This window comes from Streptomyces populi, assembly GCF_002911015.1.
Classification (GTDB): domain Bacteria; phylum Actinomycetota; class Actinomycetes; order Streptomycetales; family Streptomycetaceae; genus Streptomyces; species Streptomyces populi.
The window spans coordinates 1-20,591 of record NZ_KZ626981.1; the positions used below are offsets into that span (position 1 = coordinate 1).

Annotated in this window: 16 protein-coding genes; 6 read left to right on the forward strand and 10 right to left on the reverse strand. The window is 73.1% G+C overall.

The genetic code is table 11. From position 1 onward, the window contains the following. The 3 genes from CW362_RS38210 to CW362_RS38220 form a co-directional block, all read right to left on the reverse strand. On the reverse strand, positions 1 to 1,551 hold a 1,551-nt coding region (locus CW362_RS38210; protein WP_103554188.1), incomplete at its 3' end, for a TIGR03767 family metallophosphoesterase. Positions 1,552 to 1,809: 258 nt separating this feature from the next. Further along, the gene (locus tag CW362_RS38215; RefSeq protein ID WP_103554189.1) at positions 1,810 to 2,721 is read right to left on the reverse strand and encodes a pyridoxamine 5'-phosphate oxidase family protein; all 912 of its coding nucleotides are present in this window, start codon (positions 2,719 to 2,721) and stop codon (positions 1,810 to 1,812) included. Between the two features lie 14 nt (positions 2,722 to 2,735). Further along, a complete protein-coding gene (locus CW362_RS38220) occupies positions 2,736 to 3,200 on the reverse strand; it encodes a VOC family protein (RefSeq protein WP_103554190.1) in 465 nt (154 codons plus the stop codon). A 126-nt stretch (positions 3,201 to 3,326) separates the two neighbouring features. Here CW362_RS38220 and CW362_RS38225 point away from each other — a divergent pair, with 126 nt between their 5' ends. After that, complete coding sequence (locus CW362_RS38225) at positions 3,327 to 3,896, forward strand: CGNR zinc finger domain-containing protein (protein ID WP_103554191.1); 570 nt, start codon at positions 3,327 to 3,329, stop codon at positions 3,894 to 3,896. A 244-nt stretch (positions 3,897 to 4,140) separates the two neighbouring features. Further along, positions 4,141 to 7,449 (forward strand): S8 family serine peptidase, encoded by a 3,309-nt coding sequence (locus CW362_RS38230; protein WP_103554192.1) that lies wholly within the window; start codon positions 4,141 to 4,143, stop codon positions 7,447 to 7,449. A 127-nt stretch (positions 7,450 to 7,576) separates the two neighbouring features. Here the strand turns inward: CW362_RS38230 and CW362_RS38235 are convergent, their stop codons facing one another. After that, positions 7,577 to 8,359 (reverse strand): hypothetical protein, encoded by a 783-nt coding sequence (locus CW362_RS38235; RefSeq protein ID WP_103554193.1) that lies wholly within the window; start codon positions 8,357 to 8,359, stop codon positions 7,577 to 7,579. Between the two features lies 1 nt (position 8,360). Next, complete coding sequence (locus CW362_RS38240) at positions 8,361 to 8,888, reverse strand: sigma-70 family RNA polymerase sigma factor (protein ID WP_206301199.1); 528 nt, start codon at positions 8,886 to 8,888, stop codon at positions 8,361 to 8,363. Between the two features lie 304 nt (positions 8,889 to 9,192). On the opposite strand from CW362_RS38240, the gene CW362_RS38245 reads away from it, so the two are divergent. Beyond that, positions 9,193 to 10,212 (forward strand): aspartate-semialdehyde dehydrogenase, encoded by a 1,020-nt coding sequence (locus CW362_RS38245; RefSeq protein WP_103554195.1) that lies wholly within the window; start codon positions 9,193 to 9,195, stop codon positions 10,210 to 10,212. Positions 10,213 to 10,298: 86 nt separating this feature from the next. Here CW362_RS38245 and pepN read toward each other — a convergent pair whose 3' ends face one another. Next, positions 10,299 to 12,875, reverse strand: coding sequence for an aminopeptidase N (gene pepN / locus CW362_RS38250; RefSeq protein WP_103554196.1), 2,577 nt, complete (start codon positions 12,873 to 12,875; stop codon positions 10,299 to 10,301). Positions 12,876 to 12,987: 112 nt separating this feature from the next. Here pepN and CW362_RS38255 point away from each other — a divergent pair, with 112 nt between their 5' ends. Then, complete coding sequence (locus CW362_RS38255) at positions 12,988 to 13,464, forward strand: DUF1203 domain-containing protein (RefSeq protein ID WP_103554197.1); 477 nt, start codon at positions 12,988 to 12,990, stop codon at positions 13,462 to 13,464. 85 nt (positions 13,465 to 13,549) lie between these two features. Here the strand turns inward: CW362_RS38255 and CW362_RS38260 are convergent, their stop codons facing one another. Further along, positions 13,550 to 15,064, reverse strand: coding sequence for an FAD-dependent monooxygenase (locus CW362_RS38260; RefSeq protein ID WP_103554198.1), 1,515 nt, complete (start codon positions 15,062 to 15,064; stop codon positions 13,550 to 13,552). Between the two features lie 208 nt (positions 15,065 to 15,272). On the opposite strand from CW362_RS38260, the gene CW362_RS38265 reads away from it, so the two are divergent. Then, positions 15,273 to 15,872, forward strand: coding sequence for a TetR/AcrR family transcriptional regulator (locus CW362_RS38265; protein ID WP_103554199.1), 600 nt, complete (start codon positions 15,273 to 15,275; stop codon positions 15,870 to 15,872). A 152-nt stretch (positions 15,873 to 16,024) separates the two neighbouring features. On the opposite strand, the gene CW362_RS38270 is transcribed toward CW362_RS38265, so the two are convergent. Genes CW362_RS38270 through CW362_RS38280 form a run of 3 tightly spaced genes read right to left on the reverse strand, consistent with a single transcriptional unit; the run spans position 16,025 to position 18,747 of the window. Continuing rightward, positions 16,025 to 16,264: a hypothetical protein gene (locus tag CW362_RS38270; RefSeq protein ID WP_037618868.1), complete on the reverse strand. Its 240-nt coding sequence runs from the start codon at positions 16,262 to 16,264 to the stop codon at positions 16,025 to 16,027. A 57-nt stretch (positions 16,265 to 16,321) separates the two neighbouring features. After that, entirely contained in the window at positions 16,322 to 18,478 is a 2,157-nt protein-coding gene (gene malQ, locus CW362_RS38275) for a 4-alpha-glucanotransferase (protein WP_103554200.1), read from the reverse strand. Further along, positions 18,478 to 18,747 carry a hypothetical protein gene (locus CW362_RS38280; protein ID WP_103554201.1) on the reverse strand — a complete coding sequence of 90 codons (270 nt, stop codon included), beginning with the start codon at positions 18,745 to 18,747 and terminating at the stop codon, positions 18,478 to 18,480. The genes malQ and CW362_RS38280 overlap by 1 nt, the downstream gene beginning before the upstream one ends. 298 nt (positions 18,748 to 19,045) lie before the next feature. On the opposite strand from CW362_RS38280, the gene CW362_RS38285 reads away from it, so the two are divergent. Then, a partial coding sequence (locus CW362_RS38285; protein WP_240658263.1) for a glycoside hydrolase family 84 protein occupies positions 19,046 to 20,591 on the forward strand: 1,546 nt, incomplete at its 3' end.

Sequence of the window (20,591 nt, forward strand, 5' to 3'; positions counted from 1 at the left end):
GTCGACGTGGGAGGCGGTGCTGATCTCCCAGAAGGAGCGGTTGCCGGGGGCGGCGTGCGGGATGATCTCGTTCTCGTGGGTGTGGCCGTTCACCCAGGCCAGCGTGTTGCCGAAACTGCCGAGGAGGGCCACGACCTCGGCACCGCCGTGCCGCCTCTCGGCCGGGCGGGCGGGGTCGGGCTGGGTGTTGCGCATCGTCTTGCTGGTGTGGTGGCTGAAGACGACGACGTACGAGTCCTCGTTCTCGCGCAGCGTCCGCTCCAGCCAGCGCAGCTGCGTGGTGCCGATCGAGCCCTCGAAGTGGCCGCCGGGGTCGGTGGTGTCCAGGCTGACGCCGATGACGTCGTCGGCGATGCGGAACGTGTAGTACTGGGTGCCCGCGGCGAGGTTCGCGGAGGAGTAGCCGTGGCCGATCGGACCCGGTCCGGTGTGCGCGGGGTCGAGGTGCGCCCTGAGGTACTCGGCGGGGGTGAACGGGGCGCGCCTCTCGTCGGGCGTGACCGAGCGCATCTGGCGGGCGTGCGCCCTGAGCATGTCGTGGAACTCGGCGCCCTTCGGACTGCGGGCGTACTTGATGGACGCGAGGATCGCGTTGCTCGTCGCCGGATCCAGTGACATCAGCTTCTTGCCGCCGACGGCGAAGTCGGTGAGGTACGAGTCGCCGCGCGATCCGTAGACGCCGAGCGGGAGGGCGTCGTGGTTGCCGACGGTGGAGTACCAGGGCAGCTTCAGGCCGGGGCTGCGCAGTTCGCGGACGGCGGCGTCCAGGAAGCCCTGTAGGTGCGGGAAGCCGGCCTGCTTGTCGGCGTCGCGCAGGGCGGAGTCGGGCTGCCAGTAGGTCTTCAGACCGCTGGCCTGGACGCCCTCGTAGTGCCGCGGGTCACCGCTGTTCGGGCTGACGCGGCCGCCGCTCATGACCTTCAGGAACCACTCCAGCTCCGTCTTGGAGTTGTTGTCGGTGTTGTCCCCGGTCGTCATGACGAAGTGCAGCGAGGAGCCGGTGACGGGCGCTCCGCGCAGCGAGTTGACGCGCTCGACCAGCGAGACCGCGCCCGCGACGGTCAGCGCCTCCTGCGGGCGCCAGGCGTTCCTCTTCCCGGAGCGCAGGTACTCCACGCGCATCGGGTGCTGGACGTCGGTCAGGTGCAGGTCGGTGAACTGCACGAACGCGGCGAGCGCGGTGCGCCGGTCGGCGCGGCCCGCCTTGGCCGCGGCCAGTTCGTCGCGCAGGACCCGCTTCCAGCCGGGGCCCGCGCCGAGCCGGCGGTACCCGGCGGAGCCGGAGTGCGGCGTGGCGACGCTGCTCAGCGTGGTGCCGCGGGTGTACGGGACGAGGGCGGCCGGTGCCGTCCGGGCGGCCGCGGCGGGCCCGCTCCCGGCGTGGGCGACGGAGTCGGCGACCGGCGCCTGCGCGGCCGGCGCCCCGTGCGCCGGGGACCGCGGGCGCAGGGCGAGGCCGATCCCGGCGGAGAGGGACACCGCTCCGCCTGCGGCCAGCAGGGTGCGGCGATCGAGGGCGGGTACGGTGGCGACAGAGCGTATGCGCGGCATGGCGCGGTCTCCCCGAGTGCGAACGCGTCGACAGTGGCCGCGGGGTGATCGACCGGCGAACTCCCCGCTCGTACTGGATGGTTGGCACTGGGGATGACCTGTGCGTTAACTGGGCGGCAACGGGCGGCGCCGATCACCGTACGTCGATCTCGGCGCGCCCTGGGCGTCCATGGAGTCCTGTCCGAACGGCCGGTGGACGGTCACTCCGTGTTCATCTTGCGGGGTAGGGAGGTGGATCCGGGGGCCGTGCCCGCCCGTTCACGGATTCGCCGGCGAGTACGCGGGCGCGGACCAGCGCAGGGGGCTGGCGGCGGGCGTCTCGACGGTCTCGGCGAGGGTGAAGCGGACGGTGCGTTCGCCGTCGGGGGCGAACTCCGCGCGGGCCGTGCCGGTCAGTTGGAGCACCGATCCCGATGTCCAGTCCAGGAAGAGCAGACCGGCTCGCGGGTCGGCCGCGAGGTTTCCGAGGGTCAGGAACATGGAGTTCCCGGGGTAGTCGCGCCAGCTCAGTTCGCCGGGCGCCTCGACGCGCACGAAGCCGGGGTTGCCGCCGCGATGGCTCGCGTCGGCGCCGTGCGCGTGGACCGTGGCGAGGAAGAAGGTGTCGGTGCCCTCGACGAACTCGCGCTGCGAGGCGGTGAGTTCCCTGCCGTGCCGGGGTGCGCCCGCCGTGCGGCCGGCGACCGTCTCGTACGTCTGCCTCCTCTGGATGTACTTGGGGCAGTTGGAGAAGACCTGGTCGGCCTCGACCGCGAAGCCGCGCGGGGTCGGCCGGGCCCGGCCGTTGAGGCGCATACGACGGCGGGTGCGCGGGTCGAGTGCGATGGTGCCGACGGCCGTGCCCGGGGTGCCGAGCGCGTCGGCGAGCGGGTCGCCGGCCGGGGGGCCGCCCACGACCGAGATCTGCCGGGCGCCGGTGGCCCGTACGAATCCCGGCGCGCCGGTGAGCAGCGAGGCCCACACGGCGCTGTTTCCCGCCGCGGCGGCCCCGTGCTCGTGCCGCGTGCCGCTCCCCGGGGCCGCCGCGCCGACGACCAGCATGGGCTGGAGTTCGAGGAACGCGGCGGCCACCGGGCGGATGCCCTGAGCCATGGACCGGCCCACGTGATCGGCGAGGTCCCGGACACCGACGCGGTCCTGGATCGCCCGTGAGCCCGAGTGGTACGTCATGTTCTCTCCCAGGACTAGAAGAAACCGCAGGTCGGCGCGGACGCGTTCGGCACCGGCGCCTCTTCGGCGCCGCTCGCCGCGAAGATCTCCAGACGGGTGCCGTCCGGGTCGTGGAAGAAGATGCCGCCCGAGGCCGCGCCCTCGCGGTGAGCCACCACGCCGTCGTAGGCGAACGTCACGCCGACCTCGCGCAGGGCGCTCTCGTACTCCCTGACCCGCTCGACGGTGTCGACCTCGAGGGCGAGGTGGTGCAGGCCCGCCAGGCCCGTGTCGAACCCGCCGCGCGCCTGCTGCCAGAGCGTGAGCACGGGGCGGCCGTCCCCGGACAGGGACCCGAGGAACGCGTACCGCCGCTCCCCGCCGTCGCCCTCCTCCTTGCCCTCGCCGAGCACCCCGAACCCGAGGACGTCGCGGTAGAAGGCGAGCGAGCGGTCGAGGTCGGTGACGTTCAGGCCGACGTGTCCGGTGCGCAGCGTCATGACAGTCCCTTTCTGCCGTTGGCCGCCCCATCGAGAGGCTAACCCTTGTCATTGACATTAAGGGTTAGAAGCGGGAGCGTCAACCAGTGACCTAACCTTGAAGGGTTAGCAGCGAAGGGAGACCCCATGTCCACCAGCCCCGACCCCCGGCCCCTCACCGGCGAGCCGGTCTCGCTCGACCTGCTCAACACCCGCTGGGTGCACGAAGGCGCGGTGCGGGACCTGCTGGCCGACACCGAGGGCCTCGCGGTGTGGCTGGCGGGCAACGGCCTCGACTTCCCGGCCGACGACACCGTCCTGCGGCACACGCTCGAGGCCCGCGACGCCCTGCGCGCCGCGGTCGACACCCCCCGCGGGCAGGCCGACGGACAGGACTCCCGGTTCCCGGCCGAGGCCGCCGCCCGCGTCGACGCCGTCCTCGCGCACGGACGGGTCCGGCTGACGCTGACCGACCGGGGGCCGGGCGGGACGCCGGAGTTCGACGACCCCTCCTGGGGGCCGGCCTGGCTCGCCGCGCGCGACTACCTGGAACTGCTCCGGGCCGCTCCGGACCGCATCCGCCGCTGCGCGCACGAGGCGTGCGTCCTGCACTTCTTCGACACCTCGCGGAACGGCACCCGCCGCTGGTGCTCGATGGCGGCCTGCGGTAACCGCGCGAAGGCGTCCCGCCACTACGCGCGCACAAAAGAGAGCTGAATCGACAAAGAGAGATGCCCGAGCCGTCCGGGATATCCCCTCATAGCCCGTCATCGACGGCATGGCGCATGGCGGAAGTACGCCATGCGTCCATCACTGCTTGGTCAACTCTCCCCAAACAACTGCCCCTTGGGTAAAGCTGAGCGGTCATCCGGGTTCACATTCCGGACTGATGCGACCGGTACCGCGAGAACCACCGGAACCGGCCGTTCCACGCTCGTTCCTTTACCTACAAGGGATGCAGATGACCTCCGACCCTCAGCGCGCACCTATATCGGGCGCGAGACGCGTGGCCCGCCTGGCCATGGCAGCGGGCCTGGTGGCCGCGCTCTCCGCGGCCGGGCCGATACCCATGGCCTTCTCCGCGGACACGGGCGCGCCCACGGCCGACCCCGGCACCAAGTCCGCCGCCGCCAAACTCGGTTCGAGCGACGCCGACCTCCTCGCCGAGGCCAAGGCCAACGGCGACAAGAACGTCACGATGATGATCGCGACGGCTCCCGGCCAGACCGAGCAGGTCGCGAAGGAGCTGGACGCCGTCAAGGGCGGCTCGGTCGGCCGCAGTTACGACAAACTCGGCTACGTCCGCGCCACCGTCCCCACGGGCAGGGCGGACGCGGCCATCGCCGCCGCCGCGAAGCTCTCCTCGGTGCACGGGATCGACCTGCGCCAGGAGATCGCGCTGGACGACCCGACGCCGAGCGCCGACACGGCCCGGCACGGCAGCAACACCTCCACGGCCGCCACGTACTCCGGTCCCGGCAGGAAGACCCCCGCCACGAACCCGTACAACCCCTCCTTCGAGACGGGTGCGGTCGACTTCGTCGAGGACCACCCGAAGGCGGACGGCCGGGGCGTCACCATCGGCATCCTGGACTCCGGCGTCGACCTGGGCCACCCCGCCCTGCAGAAGACCACCACCGGCGAGCGCAAGATCGTCGACTGGGTCACCTCGACCGACCCGATCCTCGACAGCGACGCGACCTGGCGCCCGATGATCACCCCCGTGGCCGGGCCCGCCTTCACCTACGGCGGCAAGTCGTGGACGGCGCCCGCGGGTTCGTACGAGATCAGCACGTTCCGGGAGTCGGCGACGGCGGGCGGCGACGCCGCGGGCGACGCGAACCGCGACGGTGACACCACCGACGCCTGGGGCGTGCTCTACGACCCGGCGGCTGGCACGGTCACCGTCGACCTGAACAACAACAGCGACTTCACCGACGACACGCCGATGAAGCCGTACAAGGACGGCTTCCAGATCGGCTATTTCGGCACCGACAACCCGGCGACGGACGTCGTCGAGCGGCAGCCGTTCGTCGTCGAGATCCGCAAGGACGTGCCGATGGACCCCTACGGCGGGTCCTGGGTCGGCAAGAAGGCCGACTTCGTCAACATCGGCGTCATCGAGTCCGAGCACGGCACCCACGTCGCCGGCATCACCTCCGCCAACGGTCTGTTCGGCGGGAAGATGAGCGGCGCGGCGCCCGGCGCGAAGATCGTCTCCTCGCGCGCCTGCACCTGGACCGGCGGCTGCACCAACGTGGCGCTCACCGAGGGCATGATCGACCTCGTCGCCAACCGTGGCGTGGACATCGTCAACATGTCCATCGGCGGTCTGCCCGCCCTCAACGACGGCAACAACGCGCGCGCCGAGCTCTACACGCGTCTCATCGACACCTACGGCGTCCAGCTGGTGATCTCCGCCGGCAACTCCGGCCCCGGCGCGAACACCATCGGCGACCCGGGCCTGGCCGACAAGGTCATCTCGGTCGGCGCGACCATCTCCAAGGAGACCTGGGCCGCCAACTACGGCTCTCAGGTGGAGACCAAGTACGCGATGCTGCCCTTCTCCTCGCGCGGCCCGCGTGAGGACGGCGGCTTCACGCCGACGCTGAGCGCGCCCGGCGCCTCCATCAACTCCACCCAGACCTGGCTGCCGGGCTCCCCGGTCGCCGAGGCGGGCTACACCCTCCCGGCCGGCTACTCGATGCTCCAGGGCACCTCGATGGCCTCCCCGCAGGCCGCCGGCGCCTCCGCGCTGCTGCTGAGCGCCGCGAAGCAGAAGGGCCTCAGCCTCACCCCGGCCGTCCTGCGCACCGCGCTGACCTCGACCGCCCACCACATCAAGGGCGTCCAGGCGTACGCGGAGGGCGCGGGCCTGATCGACGTCGAGGACGCCTGGGACTCCATCAGGGACGGCGCCACCGCCCACGACTACACGGTGAAGGCGCCGGTCGACACCGCGATCGACTACGCGCTGAAGACCCCGGGCTTCGGCACCGGCCTGTACGACCGCGAGGGCGGCCTCAAGGCCGGCCAGCGCAAGACGTACGACGTCACCGTCACCCGCACCTCGGGCCCGGACCGGGCGGTCCGGCACGAGCTGTCCTTCGAGAACAATGCCGGTGACACCTTCCGGATCCTCGGCAAGGACGAGGTGAGCCTGCCGCTGAACCGGCCGGTGACCGTCAAGGTGCAGGCCGCGCCGAGGTCGGCCGGGCTCAAGAGCGCGATCCTCGAGGTCGACGACCCGCGGACCGAGGGCGTGGACAAGCAGATCCTGGCGACCGTCGTGGTCTCGTCGCCGCTGAAGTACACCTACGCGGCGTCGGGTTCGGTGCAGCGCAACAGCACCACCTCGTACTTCGTGACGGTCCCCGAGGGCGCCACGTCCCTGGAGGCCGCGATCGGCGGGCTCAAGGACAAGAGCCAGACCCGCTTCATCGCGATCCACCCCTACGGCGTCCCGGTCGACAACACCAGCACCCCGTACTGCTACAACAACTACCTCGACGGCAACGGCTGCAAGCCCGACGTGCGCGCGTACGCGGACCCGCAGCCCGGCGTCTGGGAGATCGAGGTCGAGGCGCGCCGCACCTCGCCGCTGCTCGACAACCCCTACAAGCTGGACGTCGCCGTGCTCGGCGCGGCCTTCGACCCGGCCGTCGTGACCGTCCCCGAGGCGAAGGTCGGCACCCCGGCCGCCGCCTCCTGGAAGGTGACGAACAACTTCGCCGCGCTCGACGGCAAGCTGAAGGGCGGTCCGCTCGGTTCCTCCAAGAACGCGCGGCCGACCATCACCGAGGGCGCGACGCAGACCACCACGGTCGAGGTGCCCGCGGGCGCGGCCTCGCTCGACGTGGTCATCGGCAACGTCTCGGACAACGCCGCCGACCTCGACCTGACGGTGAAGAACGCCGCCGGGACCGTCGTCGGACAGTCCGCGGACGGCGACTCGGAGGAGGCCGTCTCCATCGCCAACCCCGCCGCCGGGACGTACACCATCGAGGTCGCGGGCTACGCGGTCCCGTCGGGTTCGACCGCCTACGACTACCGGGACGTGTTCTTCTCCAGCGCGCTCGGCACGGTCTCGGTCGACGACTCCACCCCGGTGAAGCTCGCCACCGGCGCCTCGGCCACGGTGTCCGGCTCGGTCACCGCCGTCGCGGCGGCGCCCGAGGGACGCGAGTTCTTCGGCCAGGTCCAGCTGGTGAACGCGCGCGGCACGGTCGCGGGCATCGGCAGCGTGAAGATCGACAAGGTCACGCCGTAGCGGTGTGACCCCCGGCCGCGCGAGCGGCCGGGGCGCGGGGCGGGCATCCGGGAACGGGCGCCCGCCCTTTCGCGTCACGCCCTTTCGCGTCACGCCCTCCCGCGGGCGGCCCGGCCCGTGCCGGGCGTCACTGCGCGCACCTCATGCTCCGGGACTCGGGCAGCGCCTTGACGATCCAGGACCGGTCGCGGGCGATCCGCTGCTCCCCGGTGGTCCAGAGGTCGGGCGTCGAGTCGTGCTGCTGGATGCCGACCAGGACCTCGTCGCCCCGGTGCAGCCGCGGGTCGACGGCCTGGTCCATCAGGAAGGTGACCGTCTTCTCCCCCTCGGCCGGCTTGTAGTAGTGGTAGACGTCGAGGGTGATCCGGTCCTGCGTGGTGCCGGGGACCGCGGCCACCTTCGTGACCGTGCCCTCCACGAGGAGCCGTGAGCAGGCGATGTAGCCGGGCGCGCTGAGCTTGCCCGCGCTGCCGCTGTCCGCCTTGGCGTCCGAAGCCCCCTGGGCCTTCGCCGTGTCCGCCCCGCCCTGCTGCCCGGCCAGCCAGCCGATCCCCACCACCAGGGAGGCCATGGCGGCCGCCACCAGCGTGGCGGCGACGAGGGCGCCCGGATGCCGGGAGCGCTTCTTCGGGGCACCCCCCGGCCGGCCGGCCCCGGACGGCCGCGGCGCCCGGGCCCGCCGGTACCTCCCGGGCGCCCCGGACCTCCGGTCCCCCCGGGCCGTCCCGTCCGGCCGGCCGGAGTCCGCCAGCGCGTCCCCGATGACGACCAGCTGCTCCCGGAGTACGTCCACGTCCGCCGCGGCCGCCCGGTGCTCGGCCATGAACACGACGTCGTCACGAGCGCCCTCGGGCAGTTCGGCGTCCGTGAGCGCGGCCAGCAGCGGGTCCAGACCTTCGTACTCGGCCACGTCACACCACCTCGTTCTCGTGCAGGCGGGCGCGCAGCGCGCGGACCGCCGTGTGCAGCCTGCTCTTGACCGTGCCCTCGGGTATGCCGAGCTCGTCGGCGATGTCCCGCACCGGCAGGTCGGCGTAGAACCGCAGGACGAGGACCTGGCGCTGTGCGTCGGGCAGTTCGTCCAGGCCCTGGGCGACGGCCAGCGAGAGCACGCTGGACTCCTCGTCGGAGGGCTGCTCCCACTGGCGCAGCGAGGCCAGCCGCTCGCCCAGCCGCTCCTGCCGGCGCTTGGCCCGGTGCCAGTCCATCGCCAGGTTCGAGGCGACGACCGCGGCCCAGGCGGACACGTCGCGCGGCGCCTCGTCCCCCTTGGCGGCACGCTCCAGCAGCCGCAGCCGGACCTGCTGTACCCCGTCCGGCAGGTCCGCCTGCGGCACGCCGCCGAGCGCGAGCACCGCCCGCACCCGGCGTTCCTGCGTCGCGTCCAGGGGGTCGTCCGCCCCCTGTGCCCGACGTGGCTTTCTGCGCAGCACAGCCACCCCTCCCCTCCCCGCGTCCCCTCTACGACGCCGGTGCGGGCCAAAACGTTCGGCCCGGTCCGAGTCGTACGTCACACCGGCCCGGAGCCGTGGCCGGGCCGCGCCGTACGGCTTGCGGCCGTCCCGCGGCGCCGGACGATTTCTTCGTACCCGCACGCCCGGCCGCCGCAGGATCGGGTCCCGCGGCGCGGACGTCCGCGTCCCACGCTGTGAGCCGCGCGCCGAAAGGATTGGACAGGCGGACCCTGGTGAGACGCATGATGGAAGCGCTGGACCACGTAGAACGCACGTCAAGGGAGTCGCCGTGAGGGTCGGAATCGTCGGAGCCACCGGTATGGTCGGCACAGCCATGCGCAAGATCCTCGTCGAGCGGGAGTTCCCGGTCGAGGAACTGCGTCTGTTCGCCTCGGCCCGTTCCGCCGGGACGGTCGTCGACGGGGTCACGGTGGAGGACGCTTCCACGGCGGACTACTCGGGCCTGGACATCGTGCTGTTCTCGGCCGGCGGGGCCACCTCCAAGGCGCTGGCCGAGAAGGTCGCCTCCCAGGGCGCCGTCGTGATCGACAACTCCTCCGCCTGGCGCAAGGACCCCGAGGTACCGCTCGTCGTCTCCGAGGTGAACCCGCACGCGATCGCGGACCGCCCCAAGGGCATCATCGCCAACCCGAACTGCACGACGATGGCCGCGATGCCGGTCCTGAAGCCGCTGCACGAGGAGGCGGGTCTCGAGGCCCTGGTCGCCACCACCTACCAGGCGGTGTCCGGCTCCGGCGTCGCCGGTGTGGCGGAGCTGCACGGGCAGGCGCTGAAGGTCGTCGGCGACGCCGACCGGCTGACGCACGACGGCGAGGCGGTCGACTTCCCCGAGCCGCAGGTCTACAAGCGCCCCATCGCCTTCAACGTGCTCCCCCTCGCGGGTTCCATCGTCGACGACGGTCTGAACGAGACCGACGAGGAGCAGAAGCTCCGCAACGAGTCCCGCAAGATCCTGGAGATCCCCGCCCTCAAGGTCTCCGGCACCTGTGTCCGGGTCCCGGTCTTCTCCGGCCACTCCCTCCAGGTGAACGCCCGCTTCGCCCGCCCGGTCTCCGTCGAGCGCGCCACCGAGCTCCTCGCGGGCGCCCCGGGTGTCGTCCTCTCCGACATCCCGACGCCGCTCCAGGCGGCCGGCAAGGACGCCTCGTACGTCGGGCGCATCCGGCAGGACGAGACCGTCGAGCACGGTCTCGCGCTGTTCATCTCCAACGACAACCTCCGCAAGGGTGCCGCGCTGAACGCGGTCCAGATCGCGGAGCTGGTGGCGGCCGAGCTCAACGAGGGCTGACACCCGCGTCCACCACGCGCCCGAGGGGGCGGGCACCGGCCGGTGCCCGCCCCCTCGGGGTCGTTCCACGTGCCTGGGCCGCGTGCCTAGGCGGTCGTCGCCGCGTCGGCCGCCTGCGCCCTCAGGGCACGCTCGACGCCGGAGCGGGACTCCGAGACGAGCCGTCGCAGGGCGGCGTTGGGCTCGGCCGAGGCCAGCCACGCGTCCGTCCTGTCGAGGGTCTCCGCGGCGACCTGGACGCCCGGGTAGAGACCGGTCGCGATCTGCTGCGCGATCTCGTGCGAGCGGGTGTCCCAGATCTCCTTGACCACGGAGAAGTACTTGTCCGTGTACGGGGCGAGCAGCTCACGCTGGTCGGCCTGCACGAAGCCGCCGATGACCGCCTCCTGCACGGCGTTCGGGAGCTTGTCGGACTCGACGACCGAGGCCCACGCCTCCGCCTTCGCCTCCTCGGTGGGACGGGCGGCGCGGGCGGTGGCCGCGTGCCGCTCGCCGGCGGCGGTCTTGTCGCGCTCGTACTCGGCGGCGATCTCCGCCTCGTCGAAGCGTCCGACGGCCGCGAGCCGCTGCACGAACGCCCAGCGCAGCTCGGTGTCGACGGCGAGACCCTCGATGCTCTCGCGGCCCTCGAGCAGTGCCTCCAGGAGGTCGAGCTGCTCCGGCGTGCGCGCGGTCGTCGCGAAGGCGCGCGCCCAGGCGAGCTGGTGGTCGCCGCCGGCCTCGGCCGTGCGCAGGTGGGCGAGCGTGGCGTCCGTCCAGCGGGTCAGCAGCGCCTCGCGGGCGGCCGGGTCGGCGTACAGCTCGATCGCGAGCTTCACCTGCCGGTGCAGCGACTGCACGACACCGATGTCGGACTCCTTGCCGATGCCGGACAGCACCAGCGCCAGGTAGTCGCGGGTGGCGAGTTCGGCGTCGCGGGTCATGTCCCAGGCCGAGGCCCAGCACAGGGCGCGCGGCAGGGAGGACTCGAAGTCGCCGAGGTGCTCGGTGACGAACGCCAGGGAGTCCTCGTCGAGACGGACCTTGGCGTACGACAGGTCGTCGTCGTTGAGCAGGATCACGGCGGGGCGGCGCTTGCCGGAGAGCTGCGGCACGGCGGTCAGCTCGCCGTCCACGTCCAGCTCGATCCTCTCGGCGCGCACGAGCTTGCCGCTGTCGGCGTCGAGGTCGTAGAGGCCGACCGCGATGCGGTGCGGGCGCAGCGTCGGCTCGCCCTGGGCGCCGGCGGGCAGGGCCGGGGCCTCCTGGCGGATGGCGAAGGAGGTGATCACGCCGTCGGCGCCGGTCTCGATCTCCGGGCGCAGGATGTTGATGCCGGCGGTCTGGAGCCACTTCTGCGACCAGGTGCCGAGGTCGCGTCCGGAGGTCTCCTCCAGGGCGCCGAGCAGGTCGGACAGGCGCGTGTTCCCGAACGCATGGGCCTTGAAGTAGGCCTGGACGCCGCGGAAGAACTCGTCCATGCCGACGTAGGCGACGAGCTGCTTGAGGACGGAGGCGCCCTTGGCGTACGTGATGCCGTCGAAGTTGACGAGCACGTCGTCGAGGTCGCGGATCTCGGCCATGATCGGGTGGGTGGAGGGCAGCTGGTCCTGCCGGTACGCCCACGTCTTCATGGAGTTCGCGAAGGTGGTCCAGGAGTGCGGCCAGCGGCTGTCGGGGTGGTAGGCCTGACAGGCGATGGAGGTGTAGGTGGCGAACGACTCGTTCAGCCAGAGGTCGTTCCACCACTCCATGGTCACGAGGTCGCCGAACCACATGTGGGCGAGCTCGTGCAGGATCGTCTCGGCGCGCAGCTCGTAGGCGGCGTCGGTGACCTTCGAGCGGAAGACGTACTGGTCGCGGATGGTGACCGCGCCCGCGTTCTCCATGGCGCCCGCGTTGAACTCGGGCACGAAGAGCTGGTCGTACTTCGTGAACGGGTAGGCGTAGTCGAACTTCTCCTGGAACCAGTCGAAGCCCTGCCGGGTGACCTCGAAGATCGCGTCCGAGTCGAGGAACTCGGCGAGCGAGGGGCGGCAGTAGATGCCGAGCGGCACGGACTGCCCGTCCTTCTCGTACACGCTGTGCACGGAGTGGTACGGGCCGACGATCAGCGCGGTGATGTACGTGGAGATCCGCGGCGTGGGCTCGAAGACCCAGACGTCGTCCTTGGGCTCCGGGGTCGGCGAGTTGGAGATGACCGTCCAGCCGGTCGGCGCCTTCACGGTGAACTGGAAGGTGGCCTTGAGGTCGGGCTGCTCGAAGGACGCGAAGACGCGGCGCGCGTCCGGCACCTCGAACTGGGTGTAGAGGTAGGCCTGCTGGTCGACGGGGTCGACGAACCGGTGCAGGCCCTCGCCGGTGTTGGTGTAGGCGCAGTCGGCGACGACGCGGACGACGTTGCGGCCCTCCAGGAGGCCGGGCAGGGCGATCCGCGAGTCCTTGAAGACCTCGGCCGCGTCGAGCGCGTCGCCGTTGAGCGTGACCTCGTGGACGGCCGGGGCGACCAGGTCGATGAAGGACTCCGCGCCGTTCTCGGCGGAGTCGAAGCGCACCGTGGTCACGGACCGGTAGGTGCCGCCCTCCTGCGCGCCGGAGAGGTCGAGTTCGACCTCGTACGAGTCAACGGTGAGCAGCTTCGCGCGCTGCTGCGCCTCTTCGCGGGTCAGGTTTGTGCCAGGCACGCGGTCATCTCCTCGTTATGTGTGGGTTGCGCCATCCTTCCACGGGACCCACGCGGAACGCGATGTCCGTTTACCGCCGGTGCCGGGGCGTCACGGGAGTGACCCTCGACGCATGACGACGTACACCGCACGGCCCATCGGCCCGGCCGCCCTGAAGGAGCTCCGCGACACCGACGACGCCGGACGCCGGCCCGTCCCACTGACCGACGAGGAGGGCGGCTCCCCGCTGCGCTGCTGTCTGCGGCGCAGCGAGCCCGGCGAGCGCGTCGCCCTGGTCTCCTACGCCCCGTTGCGCCGCTGGGCCCTGGAGACGGGCGCCGAGCCGGGCCCCTACGACGAGACCGGTCCGGTCTTCATCCACCCGGAGGAGTGCGCGGGCCCGGCCGCGGACGCGCTCCCGTTCACGAACGCCCACCGCGCGGTCCGCCGCTACTCGGCGCGGGGGCGCATCCTGGGCGGACGGCTGGTCGAGGCGCCGGACGCGTTCGGCGAGGCCTTCGCGGAGGCGTTCGCGGACCCGGAGGTGACGCTGGTCCACGTACGGGCGGTGGAGTACGGCTGCTTCCTGTACGAGGTGCGCCGGGGCTGAGGACCGTCCCGCGGCAGGGGCTCCGGGGCGGGCCGGCCACCCGGTCCGTCCGTCCCGCTCCTCGTCGACGGCCGGCCGCGCTTCCCTAGGCCATGGCCTCCGCGGCCCCCACGGCGGCTGCGAGGGCCGCCTCGACCGCGGCGGCATCGGGTGACTCCGCGGCCCAGGCCACATATCCGTCGGGCCGCACCAGCACCGTGGTACGGCGGCCGCTCGCCCAGCGCTCCACCGCGAGACGGCCCGCGCGCTCCCCGGCCCGGCCGGTCTCCCCGGTCTCGTAGGTCTGCGGGACGATCAGGACGAACCTCCCGCCCCGCAGTGCCTCGTAGAGCCGGCCGCTCCTCAGCGGGACGTCGGCGGCGCGGGTGCCGACCGACGGGTGGGCGCCTCGCGGCGCCCCGTAGGCGTATCCGATGCCCGTGATCCGGCCGATCGCCTTGCGGCGCGCGGGGCCGACGTGGCCGAGGACCGCGGTGATTCCCCCGCGCAGCGCCCGCGTCCAGGGGTGCTTGGCCATCGCGAGGCGCACGATGCCGCCGCTGCTGCGCAGCACGGACGCGCCGACGGGGTGGCGTTCGGCCTGGTAGGTGTCCAACAGGGCCGCGTCCACCTGTCCGTTGAACACGGCCGCCAGCTTCCAGCCGAGGTTCGCCGCGTCCTGGAGGCCCGTGTTCATGCCCTGGCCGCCGGCCGGGGTGTGCACATGCGCGGCGTCGCCCGCGAGGAAGACCCGGCCCACGCGGTAGGCGGGCGCCTGGCGCTCGTCGCTGTGGAAGCGGGACATCCAACGGGCGTCGCGCATGCCGTAGTCGCGTCCGAGCGCGAGCCGGGCGATCTCCTTGATCTCGTCGAGCTCGAGCGGCTCGCCGTCCGGGACGTCCCGGCCCCGGTGCCAGCCGATCACGCGGTGGTAGCCGTCACCGAAGGGGGCGATGAAGGCGAACGCGTCACCGACGGCGTCGGCGGTCAGCAGCGACTCCGGCTCCTCGTCGAGCCGGACGTCCGCGAGCACGACGGACCGGATGACCGAGCGGCCGGGGAACGGCAGTCCGATCGCCGTCCGCACCGCACTGCGCATTCCGTCCGTCCCGACGACGTAGTCGGCCGTCAGCTCGTCCGGTTCCCCGTCCGGGCCGCGGACCTCGAGCGTCACCCCGTCCGCGTCCTGCCGCAGTCCGGCGACCTCCGTCCCGTGCAGGAACCTCACCCCGGCGTCCTCCGCCCGCCGCAGCAACGCCTCCTCCACCTCGTACTGCGGAATCACCAGGAGGTGGTTGAAGCGGGAGGGCAGCGTGTCCAGCGCGAGTGCGAGTCCGCCGAAGAGCCGGATGCGGTCGAGGGCCTCGCCCTTGTGCTCCAGGCCGTCGGCGAGCCCGCGGGCGTCGAGCTGCTCCAGCGTGCGGGCGTGCAGGACGAAGGCGCGGGAGAGATTGCTGATCCCGCGGGGGCGCTTCTCGACGAGGGTGACCGGGACGCCGGCGGTGGCGAGGTCGCCGGCCAGCAGCAGGCCGGTCGGACCCGAGCCGACGACGACCACCTGACGGGGGGTGGAGGTGCTGGACGCGGTCGTGGTGCCGGGCGTGTGCGTGTCGCCGGTCATGACGGTTCCCTCCTGATGCTGTTGCCCATGCCTGTCGGTCAACGCCTGCCGGCCGACACCTGTCGGCCGACGAGCGTTGACCAGCACCTGCCGACGCGCCTCGGGCTCCCCCGGAGACAGCTTGCCAACGCATGTTGGCCAACGCTTGTTTGCCACCATAGAGAGGTGTCGCTGGACCGTCAACACCTGTTGGCATACGGTTGTTGGCATGCAGGTCGAGGAACAGCACGAGTCCGGCACCGCCCCCACGGCGGCCCCCCGCCGCTCCGACGCCACCCGCGGCGCGATCCTGGCCGCCGCCCGCGAGCGCTTCGCGGCCGACGGCTACGAGCGCGCGACGATCCGCGCCATCGCCAGAGAGGCGCGGATCGACCCGTCGATGGTCATGCGCTACTACGGCTCGAAGGAAGGGCTGTTCGCGGCGGTGCTCGACGTCGATCTGCGGCTGCCCGATCCGGCCGCCCTCGACCGGGACGACGTCGGCCGTGTCCTGGTGGGCCACTTCCTCGACCTGTGGGAGGAGAGCGAGGTCCTCACCGCGATGCTCCGGGTCGGCGTGACCAACCCGTCCGGCGCCGAACGGATGCAGGGCATCTTCCGGGACCAGCTCACGCCGGTGGCCCTGCTCGCCTGCCCCGACCCGGAACAGGCTCCCGCCCGCGCCGCGCTCTGCGCCTCGCAACTGCTCGGGCTCGGGCTCACCCGCTACGTCCTGCGGCTGCCCCCGGCGGTCACGCTGCACCGCGAGGAGATCGTGGCGTGGCTGGGCCCGACGGTGCAGCGCTATCTGACGGCACCACACCCGTAGGCGCCCGGACCGGTCCGGGCGAAGGGCCGACGCGGACGGTCCGTCCGGGACGAGCTCCGGACGGGGCACCGCGGAAAACGCGACGGGGGAGTTCTCGCGCCGGCCGGCGCGAGAACTCCCCCGTCGGAGAGTCGGTACGAAGCGGGCGGGGTTCAGCCCTGCTTCGGCTGCTTGTGGGACTTGTCCAGGACCATCACGAGAGCGGTGATGCCCGCGAACAGCACGATCGGCAGCACGACGTAGAGGCCGAGCGTCTCGATCACGCTCAGGCCGGAGCCGGGGTCGTCGCCGTCGTCGCGGGTCAGCGCGAGCGCGGGGGACGACATGAGCAGCATCATCAGCGTCGTACCGGCCGCCAGGGCACCGGCGCGCAGAGCGTTCTTCTTGTCCACGGTGCAAACGTAGCGAACACCCGACGGGGCCGCGCGCCCGGGGGTGCCGTACGAAGGTCACGGGGCCCGGCGCGAGGGGTCCGGGGGGCTCCCGGGCCCCCCGGCCGGGCCGCTCTCCGCCCGCACGGCGTCGATCAGGGCGTGCAGCCGGGGCGAGGCGGCCAGCTCCTCCAGGGTCACCGGGCGGCCCTCGGCGTCGGCGACGGGCAGGCGCCAGTTGGGGTACTCGTCCCAGGTGCCCGGAAGGTTCTGCGGGCGGCGGTCGCCGACGGCGTCCGGGAGCCAGACGCCGATCAGACGGGCCGGGGTGCGCAGCAGGAAGCGGTGCACGGCCCGGATCCCGGCCTCCTCCTCCGCGGCGGGGTCCCCGTCGTCCCGGTCGCCCAGCAGTCCGAGCCGGGAGAGCAGCTCCAGCCACTCCCGGGTGTCCGCGGCGGCGGCCGCCCGCTCCTCGCCGAGGGGTCCGGCCAACAGGCCGAGCCGGCCGCGGAGTTCGACGTGCTCCCCGGTGAACCGGGCCGCGGTGGGCGGCAGGTCGTGGGTGGTGGCGGTGGCCAGGCAGTCGGCGCGCCAGGCGTCGGGCGGCAGGGGCAGGCCGTCCCCCTCCCAGTCGCGTTCGAACCACAGCACCGAGGTGCCGAGCACCCCGCGTTCCTGGAGCCTCTCGCGCACCCCGGGTTCGACGGTGCCGAGGTCCTCTCCGATCACCAGCGCTCCGGCCCGGGAGGCCTCCAGGACGAGGATCGCGAGCATCGCCTCGGCGTCGTAGCGGACGTAGGTGCCCTCGGTGGGCGGCCCGCCCTGCGGGATCCACCAGAGGCGGAACAGGCCCATGACGTGGTCGATGCGCAGGGCGCCCGCGTTCCGCAGGAGCGCGCGCAGCAGCCGGCGGTAGGGGGCGTATCCGCAGGCGGCGAGCCGGTCGGGCCGCCAGGGCGGCAGACCCCAGTCCTGGCCGCGCGCGTTGAAGGCGTCCGGGGGCGCGCCGACGGACATGCCGGCCGCGAAGTACTCCTGCTGGGCCCAGGCGTCCGCTCCGTCGGGATGGACGCCGACGGCGAGGTCGTGCACGAGTCCGACGCTCATGCCCGCGTCGCGCGCGGAGCGCTGGGCGCGGGCGAGCTGGTCCTCGGTGAGCCAGGCGAGCCGGCTGTGGAAGCCGACGCGGTCCGTCAGCTCGCCCCGGGCGCGGGCGGTCTCCGTCGAACGGGGGTCGCGCAGCCCCGCGGGCCAGTTCCGCCAGTCGGAGCCGTGCACCTCGGCGAGCGCGCACCAGGTGGCGTGGTCCTCCAGCGCCCGGCCCTCCTCGGCGAGGAAACCGGCGTACGCGGCCTGCCGTCCGGGTCCGAGCGGCACCGCGCACACGGCTTCGAGCGCCTCGCGCTTGAGGTCCCACACGGCGTCGCGGTCGATCAGCTCGCCCTTGCGCAGGACGGAGTCGCGCAGCCGTCCGGCGCGCTCCAGCAGCGCGGACAGCCGGTCGCGGTCCTCGGCGTACGGGTACTCGGGGACGTCCTCGACGCGCAGGTGCACCGGGTCCGGGAAGCGGCGGGAGGAGGGCCGGTAGGGGGAGGGGTCGGTGGGGTCGCCGGGGACGGCCGCGTGCAGGGGGTTGACCTGGACGAATCCGGCGCCCAGGGTCCGTCCCGCCCAGGCGGTCAGCTCGGCGAGGTCGCCGAGGTCGCCCATGCCCCAGGAGCGGCGGGAGAGCAGGGAGTAGAGCTGGACGAGCAGGCCGTACGCGCGTCCGGGCGGCGCGGGCAGCCGGGTGGGGGCGACGACGAGGTGGACGTCGGCGTCCCGGCCGTCGGGGGCGGTGGCGTGCAGCGCGTGGACGCCGGGCGGGAGGTGGTCGGCACGGGTGCGGGACTCGCCCTGCTCGGTGGTGACCCGCAGACGGGTGCCGTCCGGCAGCGCGGTGATCTCGGCGGGGACGAGGCCGCCCCAGCACACCAGGGTCGGCGGCAGCAGCCGCCGCGCCGTCTCGGCCTCGCGCCGCGCGAGGGCGGTCCGTACGGCGTCCGGGGTGCTCGCGTCGACGCCGAGAGCCGCCAGGGCCGCCACGAGCGCGCTGCCGGGGGCCGCGACCGTGCGGCCCGGTGAGGGGCTGTAGGCGGAGGCGACGCCGTGCAGTTCGGCGAGCCGGGACAGGGGTGTCCGCGGGGCCGGCTCCGAGGCCGTCCGCGGCGGGTCGGCGGGCCCGGCGGGTGCCATCAGGCCCCCGACGCGGCGCCGGCCGAGGTGGGCTCGCTCGTCAGGTGCGCGGCGTCCGCGAGCGGCGGCTCGCTGGTCAGCGGCTCGGCGTCGGGCAGCGGGGGCTCACTGGTCAGCGGCGCCTCGGAGCAGGCGCCTTCCGCTCCGAGCGGGCACAGGTGGGCGCCCTCGGGCTCGGCGGACGCCCGGCCCGCGCGGGGGCCGGGGACGGACGGCTCCGCTCCGTGTCCGGACAGGGCCGTGAGGAGAAGGTGCGCCGATGCGGCCACGGGGGCCTCCTTGTCGAGGTCGGATACGGCGGACGGGGGCATTCCGGCAGATCGTGCCGGAAACGGATGCCCCGGGCGGTCACCGCAGCCCTACCCCGTGGGCGCGACGACAGACGCACACGGACGGACAACGTGCTCCTGGTCACATTCCGTCGCCGTCCCGCATGTCCGGGCCACGCCTCCAGGCTGGGGCAATACCGGCACTTCGGCCACTCTCGTTGACACTCTCACCACCCGGATGGTGGGCTCGGACGCCAACCGACGCCGCCGTCGGAACGGCGGGCTACGAGGGGGAACCTTGCGACTCGGGCGTGGAAAAGGAGCGACCGCACTCGCGTTCGCCGTGGTCGCGAGCGCGTTCGTGACGGCCCCCGCGGCCGTCGCCGCGCCGCACGCTCCGGCAGCCTCCGCGGGCGACCGCGAGCCCACCGGGAGCGGAGTGCCCGCCGTCTGGCCCCGCCCGCAGTCCCTGCGCGCGAACGGCACCCCGGTCACGGTCACGGACGAGGTCGTCCTGGTCACCCCCGCGTCCGGCGCGCGCTCCGGGTCCACGGCCGGCCCGTACGCCCCCGGTGTGCCCCTGACCCCGTACGCCCCCGGCGTGAGCGTCGACGCGAACACCCCGGACAGCACCCTCGACCCGTACGCCCTCGAAGCGTTGCGCGCACTACTGCGGCAGGCCGGCGCGCGCACGGTCACGACGGTGCGTGACGGTGACGCTCTCCCGGCGCACGCCCTGGTGGTGCGCCTGGGCACGGACCCGGCGAACACCGGCGGACGGGGCGCGGGTTCCTTCGGCGGCGCGCGCGTCGCACCGGGCTCCCTGGAACGGACGCTCACGGCGCTCGGCGCCGCGCCCCGGGCCGATCTCCCCTCCGGCGGCTACCGGCTGGCCGTCGGCCGCGCCGACGGCCGGGACACCGTCGTCCTCGCGGGAGTCGGCGAGGACGGCCTGTTCCACGCGGTGCAGACACTGCGCCAGCTCCTCGGGGCCGACCGCAGGATCGCCGGCACCGTCGTCCGGGACTGGCCCGGCACCGCCGCACGGGGCGTCACCGAGGGGTTCTACGGCAGCCCCTGGACACCCGAACAGCGTCTCGCGCAGCTGGACTTCATGGGCAGGACCAAGCAGAACCGCTATGTCTACGCGCCCGGCGACGACCTCTTCCGGCAGGCACGCTGGCGTGAGCCGTACCCGGCCGGGGAGCGTGCCCGCTTCCGGGACCTGGCGGAGCGGGCGCGCCGCAATCACGTCACGCTGACCTGGGCGGTGGCCCCCGGTCAGGCGATGTGCTTCTCCTCGGACGCCGACGTGAAGGCCCTGACGCGCAAGCTCGACGCCATGTGGGCGCTCGGGTTCCGGTCCTTCCAGCTCCAGTTCCAGGACGTCAGTTACACCGAGTGGCACTGCGGGGCGGACGCGGACGCGTTCGGCTCCGGCCCCGGGGCGGCGGCGAAGGCGCAGGCGCGGGTGGCGAACGCCGTGGCCCGGCATCTCGCCTCCCGGTACCCGGACGCGGCCGCGCTGTCGCTGATGCCGACGGAGTACTACGAGGACGGCTCGACCGACTACCGCCGACGGCTGTCGGAAGCCCTGGAGCAGGGCGTCGAGGTCGCCTGGACGGGCATCGGTGTCGTGCCGAGGACCATCACCGGCGGTGAACTGGCCCGCACCCGCGAGGTGTTCGGCAGCCACCGGCTCGTCACCATGGACAACTACCCCGTCAACGACTACGCGCAGGACCGGGTGTTCCTCGGCCCGTACCAGGGGCGCGATCCCGCGGTGGCCACGGGTTCGGCGGCTCTGCTGGCGAACGCGATGCCCCAGGCGGAGGCCTCCCGCA